This window comes from Flagellimonas aequoris (assembly GCF_003584165.1).
GTDB classification, from domain to species: domain Bacteria; phylum Bacteroidota; class Bacteroidia; order Flavobacteriales; family Flavobacteriaceae; genus Flagellimonas; species Flagellimonas aequoris.
This window is the reverse complement of sequence record NZ_QXFJ01000029.1, coordinates 1-16,445: the sequence shown is the minus strand read 5'-3', so window position 1 is coordinate 16,445 and position 16,445 is coordinate 1. Positions and strand designations below refer to the sequence as shown.

Here is a 16,445-nt window from a genome sequence, read left to right as displayed (position 1 = left end):
TAAAACAACATTTTTTAAAAAATGGAACGCTTTTTGATTTTCTTGCAGAGACAAACAAAATGAAGACAAATCAAAAATCCAAAATCATGAATAAATTTAGTACAATGCTTGGGGCAGTTTTAGTAATGTTCACCGTGGCCTGCGAAGGCCCACAAGGCCCTCCCGGGTATGATGGGTTGGATGGCCTAGATGGTCTGGACGGCCAAGATGGCATCCAAGGACAGGTTGTAGAGGTGGAAGGGGTTAATTTTGATTATGATGCCGGTTCCAACCTATACAGCACCTTGATCACTTTTTCCGATATCACTAATTTTGAAGTGTTCGAATCCGATGCGGTTTTGGTATACCGTCATGATGGTGTAATCGACCTAACCGATGGTTCCACCGCCGATGCCTGGAGCCAATTGCCACAGAATTTCTTCCTCCCCGGAGGTACCATGCAATACGTTTTTGCCCACACTTTTGTGGACCTGGAACTTTTTATAGACGGTAATTTTGACCTTTCCACTTTGGACACTGGGTTTACCGATAATCAGATTTTCAGGATCGTGTTTGTTCCTAGCGAATATGCCACCTCTTCCAAGTTGGACACCTCCAATATCGAAAATGTAATGTCCGCTTTGGGTATTAAAGAAGATAAAGTATTGAAACTGGACCTCAATTGATTCCTTCAAAAGTGTTACCTTAAAGTCCCATTGGTTTTCAGTGGGACTTTTTTGTTAAAACTCGTTTATTTTGAAAGGATACGGACCCAACTACGTCTACTTAAGAAAAAATAGAAACATGGGAAAAAGATTGCTATTGATGGCACTTGTGGTTTTTATTGGCTGCAAGGGTACATCCCAAGAAGAGAAAAAGGAAACTAAACAAGAAACCGCGTACAAAGTCACCAAAACCGATGCGGAGTGGCGTGCCGAATTGACGGACATGCAGTATTATGTACTCCGTAAAGAAGCCACCGAAAATGCCTTTTCCAGCGATTTGCTTAAAAATAAACAAAAAGGAACCTATGTTTGTGCGGGCTGTGGGACACCAGTTTTCCGTAGCGAGTACAAGTTCGATTCCGGGACCGGATGGCCCAGTTTTGATAGGGAAATTGAAGGCAACGTAGCTTTTGATGTGGATTATAAAATCGGGGTGGCCCGTACCGAAGAGCATTGTGCCGTTTGTGGCGGACATTTGGGTCACGTATTCAATGATGGTCCTAGGGCAACCACCGGAAAAAGACACTGCATCAATGGAGTGGCCCTCAACTTTATCCCTGACGGCAAAAAATAATTACATGGACAAAAAATACGGAGTACAAAAAACCAACGAGGAATGGCAAAAACAGCTTTCCCGTGAGGAATATTATGTACTGAGGCAAAAAGGCACCGAAAGACCATTTACAGGAGAATACAACCTTCATTTTGAGAACGGGGACTACCATTGCAAGGCTTGTAATGCCAAGCTTTTTGAAAGCAATCACAAGTTTGAGAGTGGTTGCGGATGGCCCTCTTTTGACCAAGCAGTTGAAGGCGCCATCGAATACATTCGCGACACTTCACATGGCATGATACGTACGGAAACCCTTTGTGCCAACTGCGGTAGTCATTTGGGGCACGTGTTCAATGATGGCCCAAGGGAAACCACAGGACAACGCTATTGTATCAACTCGGTAAGTATTGGTTTCGACCCAAAAGATTGATGGGTATGAACTTTCAGGAAAACTACTTGGAAAATGTGAAATTTGAGTTCCATCGGTATAAAACTATGGGTGATAAAACCTTTGCCCAACTTTCTGAAAATGACATCCATTGGACCTATAGTGAAGGCGACAACTCCATCGCCTTGATTGTAAAGCATATGGTGGGCAACATGCTGAGTAGATGGACCCATTTTTTGACCGAGGATGGTGAAAAATCTTGGCGAAACCGCGAAATGGAATTTGAAGCCCCATACCCCACCAAAAAGGAAATGCTCCAGGCTTGGGAAAAGGGCTGGCAATGCCTCTTCACTGCTTTGGACAGTATAAATCCTTCCAACTTCGGGAACAAAATCACGATCCGTAGTCAGGAACACACCATTGTGGAAGCCATCAATAGGCAATTGGCACATTATGCAAGCCATGTAGGGCAAATTGTATTCCTTGGAAAAATGATAAAGGGAAAGGATTGGCAATCCCTATCCATACCCAAAGGGGGCTCCAAGGCCTTCAATCAAAAGATGTTCGGTTCCCAGCAAAGCTGATTTCACAAACAAACTGATTTTTGGTTTTTTTCAACTTGGGATTTGGAGTTTGAATTCCGTACTTTTGCACCTGCCCGCTCTTAGGCAGGCTTCGAATCTAACAACTAAAATCAAGATCTAATGAGCAAGTTCGATGTTATTGTTTTGGGAAGTGGTCCCGGTGGATATGTTGCCGCTATCAGGGCCTCACAATTAGGTTTCAAAACAGCCATTATTGAAAAGGAAAGTTTGGGGGGCATCTGCCTTAACTGGGGCTGTATCCCAACCAAGGCCCTTTTAAAATCCGCTCAGGTTTTTGAATATTTGAAACATGCCGAAAATTATGGATTGAGTGCCAAGGAAGTGGATTATGATTTCGGTGCCGTGGTGAGCAGAAGCCGTGGCGTTGCCGATGGTATGAGCAAAGGCGTTCAATTTTTGATGAAGAAAAACAAGATAGAGGTCATCAATGGTTTTGGTAAACTGAAACCAGGCAAAAAGGTTGAGGTAAAATCCGATAGTGGAACCACCGAATACAGTGCTGACCACATTATTATAGCAACCGGTGCGCGTAGCCGCCAGTTGCCCAGCCTTCCACAAGATGGCAAAAAAGTCATCGGGTACCGTGAGGCCATGAGTTTGCCCAAACAACCCAAGAAAATGATCGTAGTAGGCAGTGGTGCCATCGGTATCGAATTTGCCTATTTCTACAACTCCATGGGTACCGAAGTGACCGTAGTGGAATATCTACCAAACATTGTTCCTGTTGAAGATGAGGATGTATCCAAACAATTGGAAAGAAGCTTCAAGAAAGCAGGTGTAAAAATCATGACCTCCGCAGAGGTTACCAAAGTGGACACTTCAGGAGAAGGCGTGAAAGCCACCGTAAAAACTTCGAAAGGTGAAGAAGTACTTGAGGCCGATATCGTCCTTTCTGCTGTGGGGATCAAAACCAACATTGAAAACATTGGATTGGAAGATGTGGGGATTGCCGTGGACCGTGACAAAATCCTCGTCAACGATTACTATCAGACCAATATTCCAGGATACTATGCCATTGGGGATGTTACCCCAGGACAAGCGTTGGCGCATGTTGCGTCTGCCGAAGGCATCCTTTGTGTGGAAAAAATAGCTGGTATGCATGTAGAAGCCTTGGATTACGGAAATATCCCAGGTTGTACCTACTGTACTCCTGAAATTGCATCTGTTGGTTTGACCGAAAAACAAGCCAAGGAAAAAGGATACGATATCAAAGTGGGTAAGTTTCCCTTCTCTGCTAGTGGCAAGGCCAAAGCGGCAGGTAATCCTGACGGTTTTGTAAAAGTGATTTTTGATGCCAAATATGGCGAATGGTTGGGTTGCCACATGATCGGAGCTGGTGTGACCGATATGATCGCGGAAGCCGTGGTAGCCAGAAAATTGGAAACTACCGGCCATGAGGTCCTTAAGGCAGTTCACCCCCACCCTACCATGAGCGAAGCGGTGATGGAAGCTGTTGCGGATGCCTATGGTGAAGTGATCCACCTATAATCTCAATTATGCTAAAGCTTTTTAGGGCCACTGCCATTTTAGAAGGAATTTCCTATTTATCGTTGTTCGGGATGACCATGCCCCTGAAACATTGGGCAGACATTCCAGAGCCGAATAAATACGTGGGCTATGCCCATGGAATTTTGTTCATTCTCTATGTGGTAGTGGCCGTAGTTTTTTGCTGGGAACGCAAATGGAACCTTAAAAGGTTCGTAATCTTGTTTTTGGCTTCCCTTTTGCCTTTCGGCACTTTTTATGCCGATAAAAAATATCTTAAGGTTCTAGCCTAAAAAACTCTGGATGGCCAAATCGTAACTCTGAAGGCCAAATCCCAAAATGACACCTTTTGCTCCCGGCGAAATATAGGAAACGTGACGGTATTCTTCCCGTTTATGGGTGTTGGAGATATGAACTTCCACCACGGGTGTGGTTACGGCTTTTACTGCATCCCCAATCCCGACTGAAGTGTGGGTATAGGAAGCAGCGTTCAATACGATTCCATCATAATCAAAACCTACTTCTTGGATCTTACCAATGATTTCTCCTTCAATATTGGATTGAAAATAGGCCAGTTCCACTTGTGGAAACTTTGTTTTGAGCTGTGCAAAATAGTCCTCAAATGTAGTGCTGCCGTATACTTCTGGCTCCCTTTTGCCCAAAAGATTGAGATTGGGCCCGTTGATGATCATGATTTTCATGGAACCAAAAATACAACAAAAAGAAAATGGCGGGGATATCCCGCCATTTTATCATATATTTTTCGAATTCGGTTAAAAAGCAAATTGCAGTCCCAATCCAAAGGAACCTACTTCATTACCAGCATCCCCTAGGCCAACGAAGGGTCTCCAATCAAAGTTCAGTACAATAGGGACTCCGTTTATTTTATAGTCAAGTCCCAAATGTGGACGCAAAGCAAATGAATTATCCCCATCCCGAAGAATAATGCTTGGCCCTGCCCCAACATACCATCGTAGTCCGGGAGCGCCACGAAAAGATTTGTGATAGGAATATAAAACTGTAATGATGGTCGCATTGCTCTCAAATCCCAAATCGGCTTGCCCAACATGATTTGCGGTAAAAAAATATTTTCCTGTGGCACCAACATATGTAGAATTGTCAATGGCATCAATCCCTAAACCTAATGCCGCCTTATAACTGGTTTGGGCTTTTGTGGTCACAGTGCATAACATGGCAAATGCCAAGACAAAAAGTAATTTTTTCATTTTTTTGTGTATTTATAGGTTAATATTCATGGTGTTGCTGCACCGACTTGGGGTTAAGCGCAGTCAGTTTTCTATTTTATCTAAAACAGGAAAAGCAATCCAACGGCTACCATGGAAAAATCCACCTCATTGCTCACTTTGATATAGGAAACATTCAATTCCGTATTTCCTGTAATATTATACCCTATGGACGGTCTGATATAAAATCCGCCGTCTATGTTTTCATTCAAGGCCAGGGCATAACCAACATCCGCACCAAACTTAAACTCATACGTGGGGTATATTCTTATGGCAGCGGCCACAGGTATAAACTGAAGGTCCTCAAATTCGTACGTAACAGCGCCACCAGCTAAAGAATTAGATTCGCCGAAAGCATGGATATAACCAGTCGCTATACCGGCATCGAACAATTCTGACACACCCCAATGGTGTGCCACATCCAATCCCAATGCAAAAGTTGAATAATTTGAAGCATCGCCAACGGGCATACCGGCCAAAATACCTGCTTTAAAATTGCTTCTGTCCACAGTTTGGGCCATGGTAGTTAAACTTACCATTGCCAAGATCACTAGTAAAAATGTATTTTTTCTCATGGTTGATTTTTATTAAGAGCAAAACGCATTCCTAATAAATATAGTGCCCATTTGACTTAAAAATCCTACTAAAATCCAGTTTTTCAATATTAAAATCGATGTGATGAATCCATTTGTGGCGAAAAGTATGGATTCGAAGGAACCAATAATGAATCCATTTGACCAATTGCCATTTTGGATTGATGGATATGATATTCCATTCCCTCTGCTGGAACAATTTTGTCATTATCTTTAACATATGAACTGGCAGCAGGCAATCCAAGATTACCAAAACTATCTGAAGATAGAACGAGGGCTTTCCAAAAATTCCATTACCAATTATACCATGGACCTTCAGAAACTTGCAGGGTATCTGGAGGAATTGGAAATTGACGAGAAACCTGAAAAAATTGATAAGGATACCGTTCAACAGTTTATCTATGACCTTGCCAAAACAGTAAATCCGCGGACACAGGCCAGGACTATTTCGGGACTGAAAGGTTTTTTCAACTATCTCATCTTTGAAGATTATCGGGAGGACAACCCCATGGAGTTGATCGAGACCCCAAAAATTGGGCGAAAATTACCCGATACCCTCTCCGTGGACGAAATCAACGGTTTGATCAATGCCATTGACCTATCCAAACCGGAAGGAGAGCGCAACCGGGCCATTTTGGAGACACTTTATGGCTGTGGACTTAGGGTCTCGGAATTGATCAACCTAAAACTATCCGACCTTTATTTTGATGAGGATTTCATAAAGGTCACCGGCAAGGGAAACAAACAGCGTTTTGTGCCCATCAGCGACTTCAACAAAAAATACATCAACCTATACCGAAATCAGGTCAGGGTACATTTGCCCATCCACAAGGAACATCAGGATTTTGTGTTCCTTAACCGGAGGGGGAAACAGCTTACCCGGGCCATGATCTTCACCATCATCAAACAATTGGCGGAAAAAATCGGATTGAAAAAAAGCATCAGTCCACATACGTTTCGGCATTCCTTTGCCACACACCTATTGGAAAACGGTGCCGACTTGCGGGCCATTCAACAAATGTTGGGTCACGAAAGCATCACCACGACAGAGGTATACATGCATGTGAACCGTGTTCACTTATCCAAAGTGTTGAACGAGTTCCATCCAAGGAAATAAATCAAAATTTGATACGGGTACCCATTTCCACTCGTGTTTTGAAACCATCAAAACCAATCTTACTGAAATCTGCTTGACCAAGTGGACGAACGACCCTTCCCTCTATGATCAGATTCGGAGCCGCATCGTATCCCATTCCAAAATAAGCCTCTTGTAATGGAATCGGATTTGGATAGCCCCTACCCTTGTTCAATAAATCCCATTCCCGCTGATGTCCACCAAACAAATAAAATTCTTCGTTCAATTTCTGTTTCAATTGGGCCGAAACAGTAAAACGATCGGCAAAATAATTTCGGTAATGCTCCCCTCCCAAACTTATTTCAGTTCCCTCCAAAACCCTATAATGAAGCCTAAACCAAGCATAATTCGATATTTTGTCGAACGAGGGGTAATCAAATCCTTCAATATACACAGGACTTTCAAGAGAAGTTGGTAGCGTACCTATTGACTGACTTTGGGCTTCCTCCAAAAGCAAAATACAACAGACCGTAATGAAAATAATTTGGAGGTTGGGCATGGCTTGTGTTTTACCACAAATTAGATGATAACACCTTGCCCACCAAGAAGTTTCACCAAACTTTAACGCTGATTTATAAGAAGATGCACAACAGTTTAATCCTGCATCAATTTATTGCGGTCCACTTGGTTTTGTTTTTTAAAGGGACGGATGATCAGACGGGCCTCCCTGTCAAATCTGACATAATTGTACACCCAGTTGATGAATACCACGACCCGGTTTCGAAAACCGATCAAAAAATATAGGTGTACGAACATCCATACAAACCAAGCAAATACGCCTTGAAATTTAACTTTAGGAAGATCCACCACTGCTTTGTTTCTTCCTACGGTGGCCATGCTTCCCTTATCCTTGTATACAAACGGTTTCATGGGCTTATTTTCCAACAATCTCACCAAGTTATCTCCAAGGTTCCTGCCTTGTTGTATGGCGGGTTGCGCCATCATAGGGTGACCGTTCGGGAAATCTTCGGTTTCCATCTGTGCCACATCACCAATGGCAAAAATTTCTTTGAAACCTTCCACCTGGTGGAACTTGTTTACCTTCAAGCGGTTTCCCCTGCACAGAAACTCCTTGGCATCCAATCCTTTAATGCTGACAGCGGATACTCCTGCGGCCCAAACCAAAGTTGCTGTATTGAACGACGTATCGGTATCCGTGGTCACATGTAGGCCATCATAATCCGCGACCCGTATATTTTTCCACACGTTTACTCCCAATTCTTCCAAAAAACGTTCGGCCTTTCGAGATGCCACCTCACTCATGGCTGGTAGTAATCTATCCCCCGCCTGAACCAGGTTGATCTGTGCCCGTCTCGTATCAAGGTCGGGATAGTCTTTTGGCAATATCCCTTTTTTGATTTCGGCCAAGGCTCCGGCCAATTCCACACCGGTCGGACCTCCTCCAACGATCACAAAGTTCATCAAGGCGTCCCGTGCGTGAAGATCATCGGTCAACAAGGCTTGTTCAAAATTCTCCAAGATCAAACTCCTCAAATTCAACGACTGTGGAATGGTCTTCATGGCCATACCCATAGCCTCTATGCCCTTGTTTCCAAAGTAATTGGTCCGTGATCCTGTGGCCACCACCAGATAATCATAATTGATATCGCCTATATTGGTGGATATCTTTCTCTTGTTGGTATCGATTTCCAACACATTGGCCAATCGGAAATAGAAATTGGGATAGCCCTGTAATACCTTTCGAATGGGATAAGCGATAGAATCCGGTTCCAAACCACCTGTGGAAACCTGATAAAGCAAAGGCTGAAAATTGTGATAATTGTGCTTGTCCAAAAGGACCACTTGGGCCTCTTTGTCCCTTAATTTTTTAGCTAAAGCTATACCTCCAAAACCGCCACCTATGATGACGAACCTCGGACTACTGGATTGTGGAATGTTCATGCTAGACATGTCCACAAAATTACGGATTCCCACACGCTTCAAACGCATTTAAGGTGTGTTTTTTAGTATCTTTAAGGCCTAACTCAAAAAAACTCCAAACAATGAAAAAATTTCTCCCGCTAAGCGCCCTTCTGCTTTTTGGCGCTTCTACCCTATTGGCCCAAGAAAGTAAGGACGATGTATTGAAAGATCTTGATGCCAAGACTAAAAAATATGGCGAAATAGCCCATAATATCTGGGATTTTGCTGAAATGGGGTATTTGGAGGAACAAAGTTCCGGACTCTTGCAGAAAACTCTTTCCGATGCAGGATTTAGTATTAAAAAAGGTATTGCGGGTATTCCAACCGCATTTGTGGCCGAATATGGTTCCGGCTATCCTGTAATCGCTATTTTGGGAGAATTCGATGCCCTTCCCGGACTATCACAAGAGGCTGTGCCTGAAAAAGTATCTGCGGGCAAAGCTGCCGGACATGCCTGCGGTCACCACTTGTTCGGTACGGCGTCCACCGCAGCAGCCATTTCCGTTAAAGATTGGTTGAAGTCCAACAAAATACAGGGAACCATCCGTTTTTATGGCTGTCCTGCCGAAGAAGGAGGTTCTGGAAAAGTGTATATGGTCCGTGAAGGCGTTTTCAACGATGTGGATATCGCCCTGCACTGGCATCCAGGAGCTGCCAACGCTGCTAGTGCCGGGGCTGCTTTGGCCAACAAATCTGCCAAGTTCAGGTTCCATGGGGTATCTGCACATGCCGCAGGGGTACCGGACAAGGGACGTTCTGCATTGGATGGTGTTGAAGCCATGGACATGATGGTGAACATGATGCGTGAGCACGTTCCCCAAGAAGCACGTATCCACTATGTGATCACCAATGGAGGAAAAGCCCCTAACGTGGTACCGGATTTTGCAGAAGTCTATTACTATGCCCGTCATTTCAACAGGGATGTAGTTGTCGATATTTTTGATCGTATTGTAAAAGCTGCGGAAGGCGCTGCCTTGGGTACTGGAACCACTATGGAATATGAAATGATCGGGGGCACGCACGAATTGTTGCCCAACCTTACCGTACAGAAAATCATGTACGACAATTTGACCAAAGTAGGTGGCATAACCTATACTGAAGAAGAGAAAGCCTTTGGTGAGAAGATTTCAAAAACCTTGGGTAAAGAAACATTGGATTTGGCCACGGCCGAAAACATTCAACCTTATCAAGAAACTGCCCGAGCCTACGGCTCCACCGATGTAGGCGATGTGAGCTTCACCGTGCCTACTGCCGGATTGGGAACAGCGACCTGGATACCGGGAACTCCTGCACATAGCTGGCAAGCCGTTGCCGCTGGCGGCATGTCCATCGGCACCAAGGGAATGATGGTAGCTGCCAAGACTTTGGCCCTAACCGCCATGGATATATTTGAAAACCCAAAAACTGTAGAGGCCGCCAAGGCAGAATTGGAGGAGCGTAGAGGAAAGGATTTCAAATATGTTCCGATGCTCGGCAACAGACCTCCAGCCTTAGACTATCGCAAATAAATTCTAGGGGGCTGTAACAAAAACTGCTTTATCCACACATATAAAGCAAACCCACCAACCATTAGTGAATAAAGAACTGGAACATCGCTTTGTGACGGAACTTGAGAACAATCAGAACATTGTTCACAAGGTGTGCAGCCTGTATACAAACGACAAGGATTCGCACAACGACCTGTTCCAGGAAATCACGATACAATTGTGGAAAGCATACCCAAAGTTTCGGGGAGACGCCAAATTCAGTACCTGGATGTACCGTGTAGCCCTGAACACCGCAATAACCCTGTACCGCAAATCCAAGAAAAGGGTCCAGACCCAGGATTATGACTCGGTCATTCACAAGATAAAGACCAACGAGTACGACGATACAGAGGAAAAACGGTTAAAGTTGATGTACGATGCCATCAAACAATTGGGCGATATTGACAAGGCCTTGGTATTCCTATACCTAGAGGACAAGGATTATACAGAAATCGCCGAAACTTTGGGTATTACGGAAGTAAATGCTAGGGTGAAGATGAACAGGGTGAAAAACAAATTAAGAACCATACTTAATCCGTAGTTATGATGGATGAACTGGAGCTCTTGAAAAAAGACTGGCAAAAAAGGGAAGCCGACCTTCCCAAATTGTCCTATGACCAAATCTATAAGATGATATGGAAAAAATCCTCGTCCATAGTGAAGTGGATTTTTTATATCAGTATTCTCGAATTCATTTTTTGGGCGGGCATCAATATCATTTTCAATGACCCGGATTCAATCCAGGAGTTGAAGGACCTCCACATACACAAGGTAATCATGGTACTCAATGTGGTCAATTACGCCATCATCCTATATTTCATCTATAAGTTTTACACGAACTACAAAAAAATCTCATTCACCGATTCTTCCAAAAAATTGATGAGTACCATCCTCAAGGTAAAACGGACCGTTACGCAGTATGTCTGGTTCAACCTGATTATTTTCACCACGTATCTGATCATCAATATGTATGGGGTCCTACTTTATGGTCCCGAAGGGAAAGAAATTGTGGAAGCCGCCTCCCAAGACGGAAACTCGACTGCTTTTTGGGCCATGGTCATTGCCATATCGGTGGTGTTCACGGCCATTATCCTGTTCTTGATATGGCTTTTCTACAAACTGCTTTATGGCATCTTGCTCAAGAGGCTCAGGGAAAACTACAACGAATTGAAAAAATTGGAAATCTAATTTCCCTTGTAGCTGTATCGCCTTTTTTGGTTTTCCTCCTCATAGGCCAATAACTCGGCTTGGGGAATAACCTTAAGGAAGGATGGATGCTGTTCTATGGCATACTCCAACTTTTCCAGAATGGCATCGATGGACTCATTATCATAATCGATTTCCAAGGGTTGCTTGATTTGCATGGATTGCAATATGCCTTTCTTTTTCACGCGCAGTCCCTTTTTGTCAAAAGACCTTCGAAACCCATCGATCACAACGGGAACAACTACAGGCTTATATTTTTTAATGATATGGGCGGTACCTTTTCTCAGAGGTTTCCAAGGTGTGGTGGTTCCTTGGGGAAAGGTGATTACCCAACCATCATCAAGTGCTTTTCCAATATTGGTAATATCACTGAACTTTACCTGTCTATTCACATCTTGACCACCGGCCCTCCACGTCCTTTCTATGCTAATGGAACCGGCATAGGCCAATATTTTGGTGAGCAAACTCTTTTTCATGGTCTCCTTGGCGGCAACATAGTAAATGTTCAACTTGGGATTCCAGAGATACCCTAGGTTCTTGATATTGTCTTCCCTTCCGCTCAAACTGGCATTGAACACATGGAACATGGCCACCACATCCGCAAAATACGTTTGATGGTTGCTCACAAAAAGAACATTGTTCTCGGGAAGGTCACGTATGATCTGGGAACCCTCGATCTCCAAGGTATTGAATCCCTTATAACGTTGATGGGTCATCATCCCCGCTATGCGGATCAGCCATCGTTTTAAAAATAAGATATGACCAAAAGGATTTGTCTTGAACAGGCCCATAGGGTTTGCTATTGTTGGTAAATTTACAAAATCATGGTCAAAGCACTTGTTGTAAAAGTTCCCTGATTTCACTCAACATCATGGCTGTTGCACCCCACACCGTATAACCATTTAATTTATAAGCAGGTACGTTTATATTTTTTGCATACGAAGTGCTTAAATTTTCCTGAATTAGATTGGAATCATCCATAAAATCCCGCAAATAAACCTCTACCAAGCGTTCCACCTCGGTTTCATCCTTTATAAAAGGTTTTGGATTGGCGTAAATTCCCATATAGGGCCTGACCAGAAAATTGCTGGGGGGAATGTACACCTCACTGAGTTCCTTGATTATCTGGACCGTGGAAGGCTGTACTCCCACTTCCTCCTGGGTTTCCCTCAATGCGGTTGCCAGTAAGTCCCTGTCTTGTTCTTCCACTTTTCCACCCGGAAACCCGATTTGATTGGAGTGTACCCCTTCATATACTTTTCTTAAGATCAACAATAATCTGGTCTGCTGCTCCATATCAGGGTAGAAGAGGGCCATCACCCCCGCCCTTTTGGGATTTGCCTTTTCAATATTGTTCTCCTTGAGCCATTGGATACGCAGGGCCGGTGACATTTTATGATGGGAAACCTCTCCGGGAAGTGGGAGATTTTTTAAATTTAAAGCTCGTTGACAAAATTCATCAAAATTCATGCTGTTGAGACTATCGGCTTTAATGCTAAGTTTACTATCTATCATCTTCATCTCCTGTGGAGAATCACCAAAAAAGGAAAAGGACAAAGTTGGGCAAAAAATCACAAACAAGGATACTGTTTCCCAAGTAGAGCCTTCTTCCATAGAAGAAGTCGGAAAAGATACCTTCAAACTTACCGAAGAGAATGCCATCGACTTTTTTTTCAACTATAACAAAAATCTGAAAAAAAACAAGGTCAAAATCACCACCACACTGGGCAGTTTTATAGTGGAGCTCTACGATGATGTTCCCTATCACAAGGCCAATTTCATCTATCTGGCACGCCAAAAATATTTTGACAGTACCCAATTCCACAGAGTGGTAAAGGATTTTATTATCCAAGGTGGTAATTCCGATGATAAAAGAACTGCCAATAAGCGGAGTAAGATAGGACGCTACCTGCTCCCTCCCGATGCCAAAAAAGGATATAAACACGATAGAGGCACCATTTCCATGCCCAGCAGTGAAAGGGACAACCCACACAAATTGGCTTCTCCTTACGAATTCTTCATCGTGGTCACCAAACCCGGCTCCTACCATTTGGACGGCTCCTACACCCCGTTCGGACGTGTGATCGAAGGCATGGATGTCGTGGATAAAATCAATCAGGTTCCTGTGGGTGACGGGGACTGGCCATTAAAAAATGTTTATATCCTGAAGGCCGAAGTGTTGTGACCAAATCAAAAAAAATCTAATTTAGTTTTGAACGGAACAACTAACTCACAATGATTAAAACTAACAAATTCAGCTACCAAGGTAATGGCCAGACCTTTGAGGGCGTTATTGCCCACGATGTCAGCCTTGAAGGAAAACGACCCGTGGTCATGGTCTCCCACACTTGGGTAGGACAATCCCAATTTGAAACGGATAAGGCCATTGAACTGGCCAAACTTGGCTATTTGGCGTTTGCCGTGGATGTCTACGGCAAGGGCAAAAGGGCCAAAAATGCCGCACAGGCAGAAGAATTCATGAACGAAATGTTGGAAGACCGACAAGCTCTTTTGGACAGATTGCTTTTGGCTTTAGAAGAAATCAAAAAACATGAACTGGCCGATACCGATAAAACTGCCATCATCGGTTTCTGTTTTGGTGGAAAATGTGCCTTGGACCTTGCCCGCTCTGGGGTTGATATCAAAGGAACTGTTTGTTTCCATGGTATTTTTGACCCACCCGGATTGGAACAGGAAGGTGATATTTTGTCCAAAATTTTGGTGCTCCACGGCTGGGAAGATCCCTTGGCTTTTCCGAAGGACATTGTTGCTTTGGGTTACGAGCTTACCGAAAGGAACGCCATTTGGGAAATGGATGTGTTTGGGCATACGGGCCATGCTTTCACCAATCCCAATGCCAACGCTCCCGATCAGGGCATGATGTTCAATCAACTGGCCAACGATCGCTCATGGTTGCGGATGACCAAGTTTTTTGAAGAGATTTTCTCTGGTCATTAAATCAAGGTAAACCGGTTTCCTAAAATTTTAGTCAAACTGTGTTACTCTAAGGCTTTCAATGCTTTTATTGTTGATAAGACTTCAGCTACTTTAGCTCTAAGTCCTTCAAAATCCTTCTTTTCCAGGATTTCCTTGGAGATCAGTTGGGACCCCATGCCCACACAGGTGACCCCGGCGGAGAACCAGGCCCTTAGGTTGGCCTCACTGGTATCCACCCCGCCCGTGGGCATGATGCTCGTCCAAGGTTGTGGCCCCTTGATGGCCTTCACGAACCCGGGACCATAGGTGGAGCCAGGGAACAGTTTGATGACCTCCACCCCCAGTTCCTCGGCTCGGTTGATCTCCGTAAGACTGCCACAACCAGGGCTATACAGGACCTTTCTCCGGTTGCAGGTCACGGCAATGTCCTCCCTGAGGGAAGGCGTCACGATAAAGTTGGCCCCCAATTGCATGTAGAAGGAAGCGGCCGCGGCATCGGTGATGCTCCCCACCCCCATGATCATGCCCGGCAGTTCCTTTAAGGCATATTTGTTGAGTTCGGTGAACACCTCATGGGCAAAATCCCCTCTCGCCGTAAATTCCATCAACCTTGCACCGCCATCGTAACAGGCCTTCAACACCTGTTTTCCCAATTCCACATCGGGATGGTAGAACAGGGGGACCATGCCCGTTTCCGCCATTTTCCGTGCCACCTCGATCCTTGAATATCTTGCCATATCGTTTCTTTTACCCTTGTCCTTTTACTTTTACCTTTTTTACTTTTGCCCTATCTGGCCACCCTTCCGGAAGCATCGCCTCCCATCAGTTTCTCCACCTCATCAACGGTCACCAGATTCGCATCGCCCACAATCGTATGCTTCAAGCACGAGGCGGCCACCGCAAAGTTAAGCGCTTTCCGGTCATCATCCGGCCATGTGAGCAATCCGTAGATCAATCCGCCCATGAACGAATCCCCTCCCCCTACACGGTCCACAATGTGCGTGATCTGGTATTCCGGGGACGTGAACATATTATTCCCATCATACAATACCCCGGCCCACGTGTTGTGCGAGGCCGAAAGCGACCCCCTCAGGGTGGTGATCACCTTTTTGGCGTTGGGGAACTTTCTCATCATCTGCTGGCAAACGGACAGAAAGGCCTCGGCCTTCACATGTTCCCCCTGGGTGGTGATGTCCAGCCCTTCGGGCTTTATCCCGAAATGTTTCTCCGCATCTTCCTCGTTCCCCAGAATAATGTCACAGTACGACGTCAGTTCCGTCATGATTTTCTCCCGGTCCCCTCCGTATTTCCAGAGCTTGGCCCTATAGTTCAGGTCGGTGGAAATGGTAAGCCCGTGCTTTTTGGCCGCCTTTACCGCCTCGATACAGGCATCGGCCGCTCCCTGGGAAATGGCTGGGGTGATCCCCGTCCAGTGGAACCATCCCGCCCCTTCAAAAACGTTGTCCCAGTCCACCATGCCCTTCTGGATCTCCGCCATGGCCGAGTGGGCCCGGTCGTACACCACCTTGCTTCCCCGGGACACCGCCCCCGTTTCCAAAAAATAGATGCCCAATCGGTCACCGCCGAAAATGATCTTATCGGTGCCGACCCCGCGCTTGCGCATCTCCATCAGGGCGCATTCGCCCAGGTCGTTCTTGGGCAATCGGGTGACAAAGTCCACGGGGATACCATAATTGGCCAGGGATACCGCCACATTGGACTCTCCCCCGCCGTAGACCACATCGAAACGGTTCGCCTGCGAAAACCTTAAAAACCCCGGAGGGGCCAATCGTAACATGATTTCCCCGAACGTGATCACTTTTTTTGTCCCTTTCATATGCTGTTATGTTAGTTGGTTCTTAAAATATCATTTTGTTTGAGAAAAAGAAGAACGTACTTGGGAAAGCGGTACGCTCTTCTTGAAAAACTAAACTAACTCAAACAATCAATTCTTCTATTCTTTTGATTAACTTTTTATTTCGGATACTACTTTTTCTGGGGCGCTTTTGTGCCAATAGGATGCCAGTATGGACCCGGTAATGTTCATCAACGGACCGAAGACTGCCGGCGCAAGCCCCATGGTGGCAATCTTGCCCAACGAATTGGCGATCCCCGAGGCCAACCCCCCGTTCTGCATGCCCACTTC

At 44.9% G+C, this 16,445-nt stretch carries 21 protein-coding genes and 1 pseudogene; 12 read left to right on the top strand and 10 right to left on the bottom strand.

The features are described from left to right. The first annotated feature begins 86 nt into the window (after window positions 1-86). The 6 genes from D2U88_RS12980 (at window position 87) to D2U88_RS12955 (ending at window position 4,028) form a co-directional block, all read left to right on the top strand. Complete coding sequence (locus D2U88_RS12980) at window positions 87-665, top strand: collagen-like protein (protein WP_119641074.1); 579 nt, start codon at window positions 87-89, stop codon at window positions 663-665. A gap of 118 nt (window positions 666-783) precedes the next feature. Further along, a complete protein-coding gene (gene msrB / locus D2U88_RS12975; RefSeq protein WP_119641073.1) occupies window positions 784-1,278 on the top strand; it encodes a peptide-methionine (R)-S-oxide reductase MsrB in 495 nt (164 codons plus the stop codon). Window positions 1,279-1,282: 4 nt separating this feature from the next. After that, window positions 1,283-1,687: a peptide-methionine (R)-S-oxide reductase MsrB gene (gene msrB, locus D2U88_RS12970; RefSeq protein WP_119640998.1), complete on the top strand. Its 405-nt coding sequence runs from the start codon at window positions 1,283-1,285 to the stop codon at window positions 1,685-1,687. Between the two features lie 5 nt (window positions 1,688-1,692). Further along, the gene (locus tag D2U88_RS12965) at window positions 1,693-2,229 is read left to right on the top strand and encodes a DUF1572 domain-containing protein (RefSeq protein ID WP_119641072.1); all 537 of its coding nucleotides are present in this window, start codon (window positions 1,693-1,695) and stop codon (window positions 2,227-2,229) included. A 120-nt stretch (window positions 2,230-2,349) separates the two neighbouring features. Continuing rightward, window positions 2,350-3,738 carry a dihydrolipoyl dehydrogenase gene (gene lpdA, locus D2U88_RS12960; RefSeq protein ID WP_119640997.1) on the top strand — a complete coding sequence of 463 codons (1,389 nt, stop codon included), beginning with the start codon at window positions 2,350-2,352 and terminating at the stop codon, window positions 3,736-3,738. 8 nt (window positions 3,739-3,746) lie between these two features. Further along, a complete protein-coding gene (locus tag D2U88_RS12955) occupies window positions 3,747-4,028 on the top strand; it encodes a DUF3817 domain-containing protein (protein ID WP_119640996.1) in 282 nt (93 codons plus the stop codon). Here the strand turns inward: D2U88_RS12955 and aroQ are convergent. The 3 genes from aroQ to D2U88_RS12940 form a co-directional block, all read right to left on the bottom strand. Continuing rightward, on the bottom strand, window positions 4,020-4,436 hold the full coding sequence (gene aroQ, locus D2U88_RS12950; protein ID WP_119640995.1) for a type II 3-dehydroquinate dehydratase: 417 nt from the start codon (window positions 4,434-4,436) through the stop codon (window positions 4,020-4,022). The two genes, D2U88_RS12955 and aroQ, sit on opposite strands and share 9 nt — an antisense overlap. Window positions 4,437-4,508: 72 nt before the next feature. Beyond that, window positions 4,509-4,961 (bottom strand): hypothetical protein, encoded by a 453-nt coding sequence (locus tag D2U88_RS12945; RefSeq protein ID WP_119640994.1) that lies wholly within the window; start codon window positions 4,959-4,961, stop codon window positions 4,509-4,511. Between the two features lie 80 nt (window positions 4,962-5,041). After that, the gene (locus D2U88_RS12940; RefSeq protein WP_119640993.1) at window positions 5,042-5,554 is read right to left on the bottom strand and encodes a hypothetical protein; all 513 of its coding nucleotides are present in this window, start codon (window positions 5,552-5,554) and stop codon (window positions 5,042-5,044) included. A 238-nt stretch (window positions 5,555-5,792) separates the two neighbouring features. On the opposite strand from D2U88_RS12940, the gene xerD reads away from it, so the two are divergent. Continuing rightward, the gene (xerD, locus tag D2U88_RS12930) at window positions 5,793-6,689 is read left to right on the top strand and encodes a site-specific tyrosine recombinase XerD (RefSeq protein WP_119640991.1); all 897 of its coding nucleotides are present in this window, start codon (window positions 5,793-5,795) and stop codon (window positions 6,687-6,689) included. 1 nt (window position 6,690) lies between these two features. On the opposite strand, the gene D2U88_RS12925 is transcribed toward xerD, so the two are convergent. Both D2U88_RS12925 and D2U88_RS12920 read right to left on the bottom strand, forming a co-directional pair. Then, the gene (locus D2U88_RS12925; RefSeq protein WP_119640990.1) at window positions 6,691-7,206 is read right to left on the bottom strand and encodes a hypothetical protein; all 516 of its coding nucleotides are present in this window, start codon (window positions 7,204-7,206) and stop codon (window positions 6,691-6,693) included. A 95-nt stretch (window positions 7,207-7,301) separates the two neighbouring features. Continuing rightward, on the bottom strand, window positions 7,302-8,609 hold the full coding sequence (locus tag D2U88_RS12920; protein ID WP_119640989.1) for an NAD(P)/FAD-dependent oxidoreductase: 1,308 nt from the start codon (window positions 8,607-8,609) through the stop codon (window positions 7,302-7,304). 101 nt (window positions 8,610-8,710) lie between these two features. Here D2U88_RS12920 and D2U88_RS12915 point away from each other — a divergent pair, with 101 nt between their 5' ends. The 3 genes from D2U88_RS12915 (at window position 8,711) to D2U88_RS12905 (ending at window position 11,344) form a co-directional block, all read left to right on the top strand. Next, window positions 8,711-10,138, top strand: coding sequence for an amidohydrolase (locus tag D2U88_RS12915; protein WP_119640988.1), 1,428 nt, complete (start codon window positions 8,711-8,713; stop codon window positions 10,136-10,138). A 64-nt stretch (window positions 10,139-10,202) separates the two neighbouring features. Then, complete coding sequence (locus tag D2U88_RS12910) at window positions 10,203-10,697, top strand: RNA polymerase sigma factor (protein ID WP_119640987.1); 495 nt, start codon at window positions 10,203-10,205, stop codon at window positions 10,695-10,697. A gap of 2 nt (window positions 10,698-10,699) precedes the next feature. Beyond that, window positions 10,700-11,344 carry a hypothetical protein gene (locus D2U88_RS12905; protein ID WP_119640986.1) on the top strand — a complete coding sequence of 215 codons (645 nt, stop codon included), beginning with the start codon at window positions 10,700-10,702 and terminating at the stop codon, window positions 11,342-11,344. Here the strand turns inward: D2U88_RS12905 and D2U88_RS12900 are convergent. Together D2U88_RS12900 and D2U88_RS12895 are read right to left on the bottom strand one after the other, a co-directional pair. Continuing rightward, window positions 11,341-12,153: a lysophospholipid acyltransferase family protein gene (locus tag D2U88_RS12900; RefSeq protein ID WP_119640985.1), complete on the bottom strand. Its 813-nt coding sequence runs from the start codon at window positions 12,151-12,153 to the stop codon at window positions 11,341-11,343. The genes D2U88_RS12905 and D2U88_RS12900 overlap by 4 nt on opposite strands. 37 nt (window positions 12,154-12,190) lie before the next feature. Beyond that, window positions 12,191-12,832 (bottom strand): NUDIX hydrolase, encoded by a 642-nt coding sequence (locus D2U88_RS12895; RefSeq protein ID WP_119640984.1) that lies wholly within the window; start codon window positions 12,830-12,832, stop codon window positions 12,191-12,193. Between D2U88_RS12895 and D2U88_RS12890 the strand changes: the two genes are divergently transcribed. Together D2U88_RS12890 and D2U88_RS12885 are read left to right on the top strand one after the other, a co-directional pair. Then, on the top strand, window positions 12,831-13,547 hold the full coding sequence (locus D2U88_RS12890; protein WP_119640983.1) for a peptidylprolyl isomerase: 717 nt from the start codon (window positions 12,831-12,833) through the stop codon (window positions 13,545-13,547). The genes D2U88_RS12895 and D2U88_RS12890 overlap by 2 nt on opposite strands. Window positions 13,548-13,597: 50 nt before the next feature. After that, window positions 13,598-14,320 (top strand): dienelactone hydrolase family protein, encoded by a 723-nt coding sequence (locus D2U88_RS12885; RefSeq protein WP_119640982.1) that lies wholly within the window; start codon window positions 13,598-13,600, stop codon window positions 14,318-14,320. A gap of 41 nt (window positions 14,321-14,361) precedes the next feature. Here D2U88_RS12885 and D2U88_RS12880 read toward each other — a convergent pair whose 3' ends face one another. The 3 genes and pseudogenes from D2U88_RS12880 to D2U88_RS12870 all read right to left on the bottom strand — a co-directional run. Further along, the gene (locus tag D2U88_RS12880; RefSeq protein ID WP_119640981.1) at window positions 14,362-15,036 is read right to left on the bottom strand and encodes a bifunctional 4-hydroxy-2-oxoglutarate aldolase/2-dehydro-3-deoxy-phosphogluconate aldolase; all 675 of its coding nucleotides are present in this window, start codon (window positions 15,034-15,036) and stop codon (window positions 14,362-14,364) included. Window positions 15,037-15,086: 50 nt separating this feature from the next. Further along, entirely contained in the window at window positions 15,087-16,136 is a 1,050-nt protein-coding gene (locus tag D2U88_RS12875) for a sugar kinase (RefSeq protein WP_119638423.1), read from the bottom strand. A gap of 129 nt (window positions 16,137-16,265) precedes the next feature. Then, window positions 16,266-16,445: pseudogene (locus D2U88_RS12870) on the bottom strand (bile acid:sodium symporter family protein); the annotation flags it as partial.

Coding starts and splice junctions, on each gene's coding strand:
- D2U88_RS12915 (WP_119640988.1), top strand. CDS start 8,711: ATGAAAAAATTTCTCCCGCTAAGCGCCCTTCTGCTTTTTGGCGCTTCT.
- D2U88_RS12885 (WP_119640982.1), top strand. CDS start 13,598: ATGATTAAAACTAACAAATTCAGCTACCAAGGTAATGGCCAGACCTTT.
- D2U88_RS12965 (WP_119641072.1), top strand. CDS start 1,693: ATGAACTTTCAGGAAAACTACTTGGAAAATGTGAAATTTGAGTTCCAT.
- D2U88_RS12905 (WP_119640986.1), top strand. CDS start 10,700: ATGATGGATGAACTGGAGCTCTTGAAAAAAGACTGGCAAAAAAGGGAA.
- D2U88_RS12940 (WP_119640993.1), bottom strand. CDS start 5,554: ATGAGAAAAAATACATTTTTACTAGTGATCTTGGCAATGGTAAGTTTA.
- msrB (WP_119641073.1), top strand. CDS start 784: ATGGGAAAAAGATTGCTATTGATGGCACTTGTGGTTTTTATTGGCTGC.
- D2U88_RS12900 (WP_119640985.1), bottom strand. CDS start 12,153: ATGGGCCTGTTCAAGACAAATCCTTTTGGTCATATCTTATTTTTAAAA.
- D2U88_RS12980 (WP_119641074.1), top strand. CDS start 87: ATGAATAAATTTAGTACAATGCTTGGGGCAGTTTTAGTAATGTTCACC.
- aroQ (WP_119640995.1), bottom strand. CDS start 4,436: ATGAAAATCATGATCATCAACGGGCCCAATCTCAATCTTTTGGGCAAA.
- xerD (WP_119640991.1), top strand. CDS start 5,793: ATGAACTGGCAGCAGGCAATCCAAGATTACCAAAACTATCTGAAGATA.
- D2U88_RS12880 (WP_119640981.1), bottom strand. CDS start 15,036: ATGGCAAGATATTCAAGGATCGAGGTGGCACGGAAAATGGCGGAAACG.
- D2U88_RS12955 (WP_119640996.1), top strand. CDS start 3,747: ATGCTAAAGCTTTTTAGGGCCACTGCCATTTTAGAAGGAATTTCCTAT.
- D2U88_RS12895 (WP_119640984.1), bottom strand. CDS start 12,832: ATGAATTTTGATGAATTTTGTCAACGAGCTTTAAATTTAAAAAATCTC.
- msrB (WP_119640998.1), top strand. CDS start 1,283: ATGGACAAAAAATACGGAGTACAAAAAACCAACGAGGAATGGCAAAAA.
- D2U88_RS12875 (WP_119638423.1), bottom strand. CDS start 16,136: ATGAAAGGGACAAAAAAAGTGATCACGTTCGGGGAAATCATGTTACGA.
- D2U88_RS12890 (WP_119640983.1), top strand. CDS start 12,831: ATGCTGTTGAGACTATCGGCTTTAATGCTAAGTTTACTATCTATCATC.
- D2U88_RS12920 (WP_119640989.1), bottom strand. CDS start 8,609: ATGAACATTCCACAATCCAGTAGTCCGAGGTTCGTCATCATAGGTGGC.
- lpdA (WP_119640997.1), top strand. CDS start 2,350: ATGAGCAAGTTCGATGTTATTGTTTTGGGAAGTGGTCCCGGTGGATAT.
- D2U88_RS12945 (WP_119640994.1), bottom strand. CDS start 4,961: ATGAAAAAATTACTTTTTGTCTTGGCATTTGCCATGTTATGCACTGTG.
- D2U88_RS12925 (WP_119640990.1), bottom strand. CDS start 7,206: ATGCCCAACCTCCAAATTATTTTCATTACGGTCTGTTGTATTTTGCTT.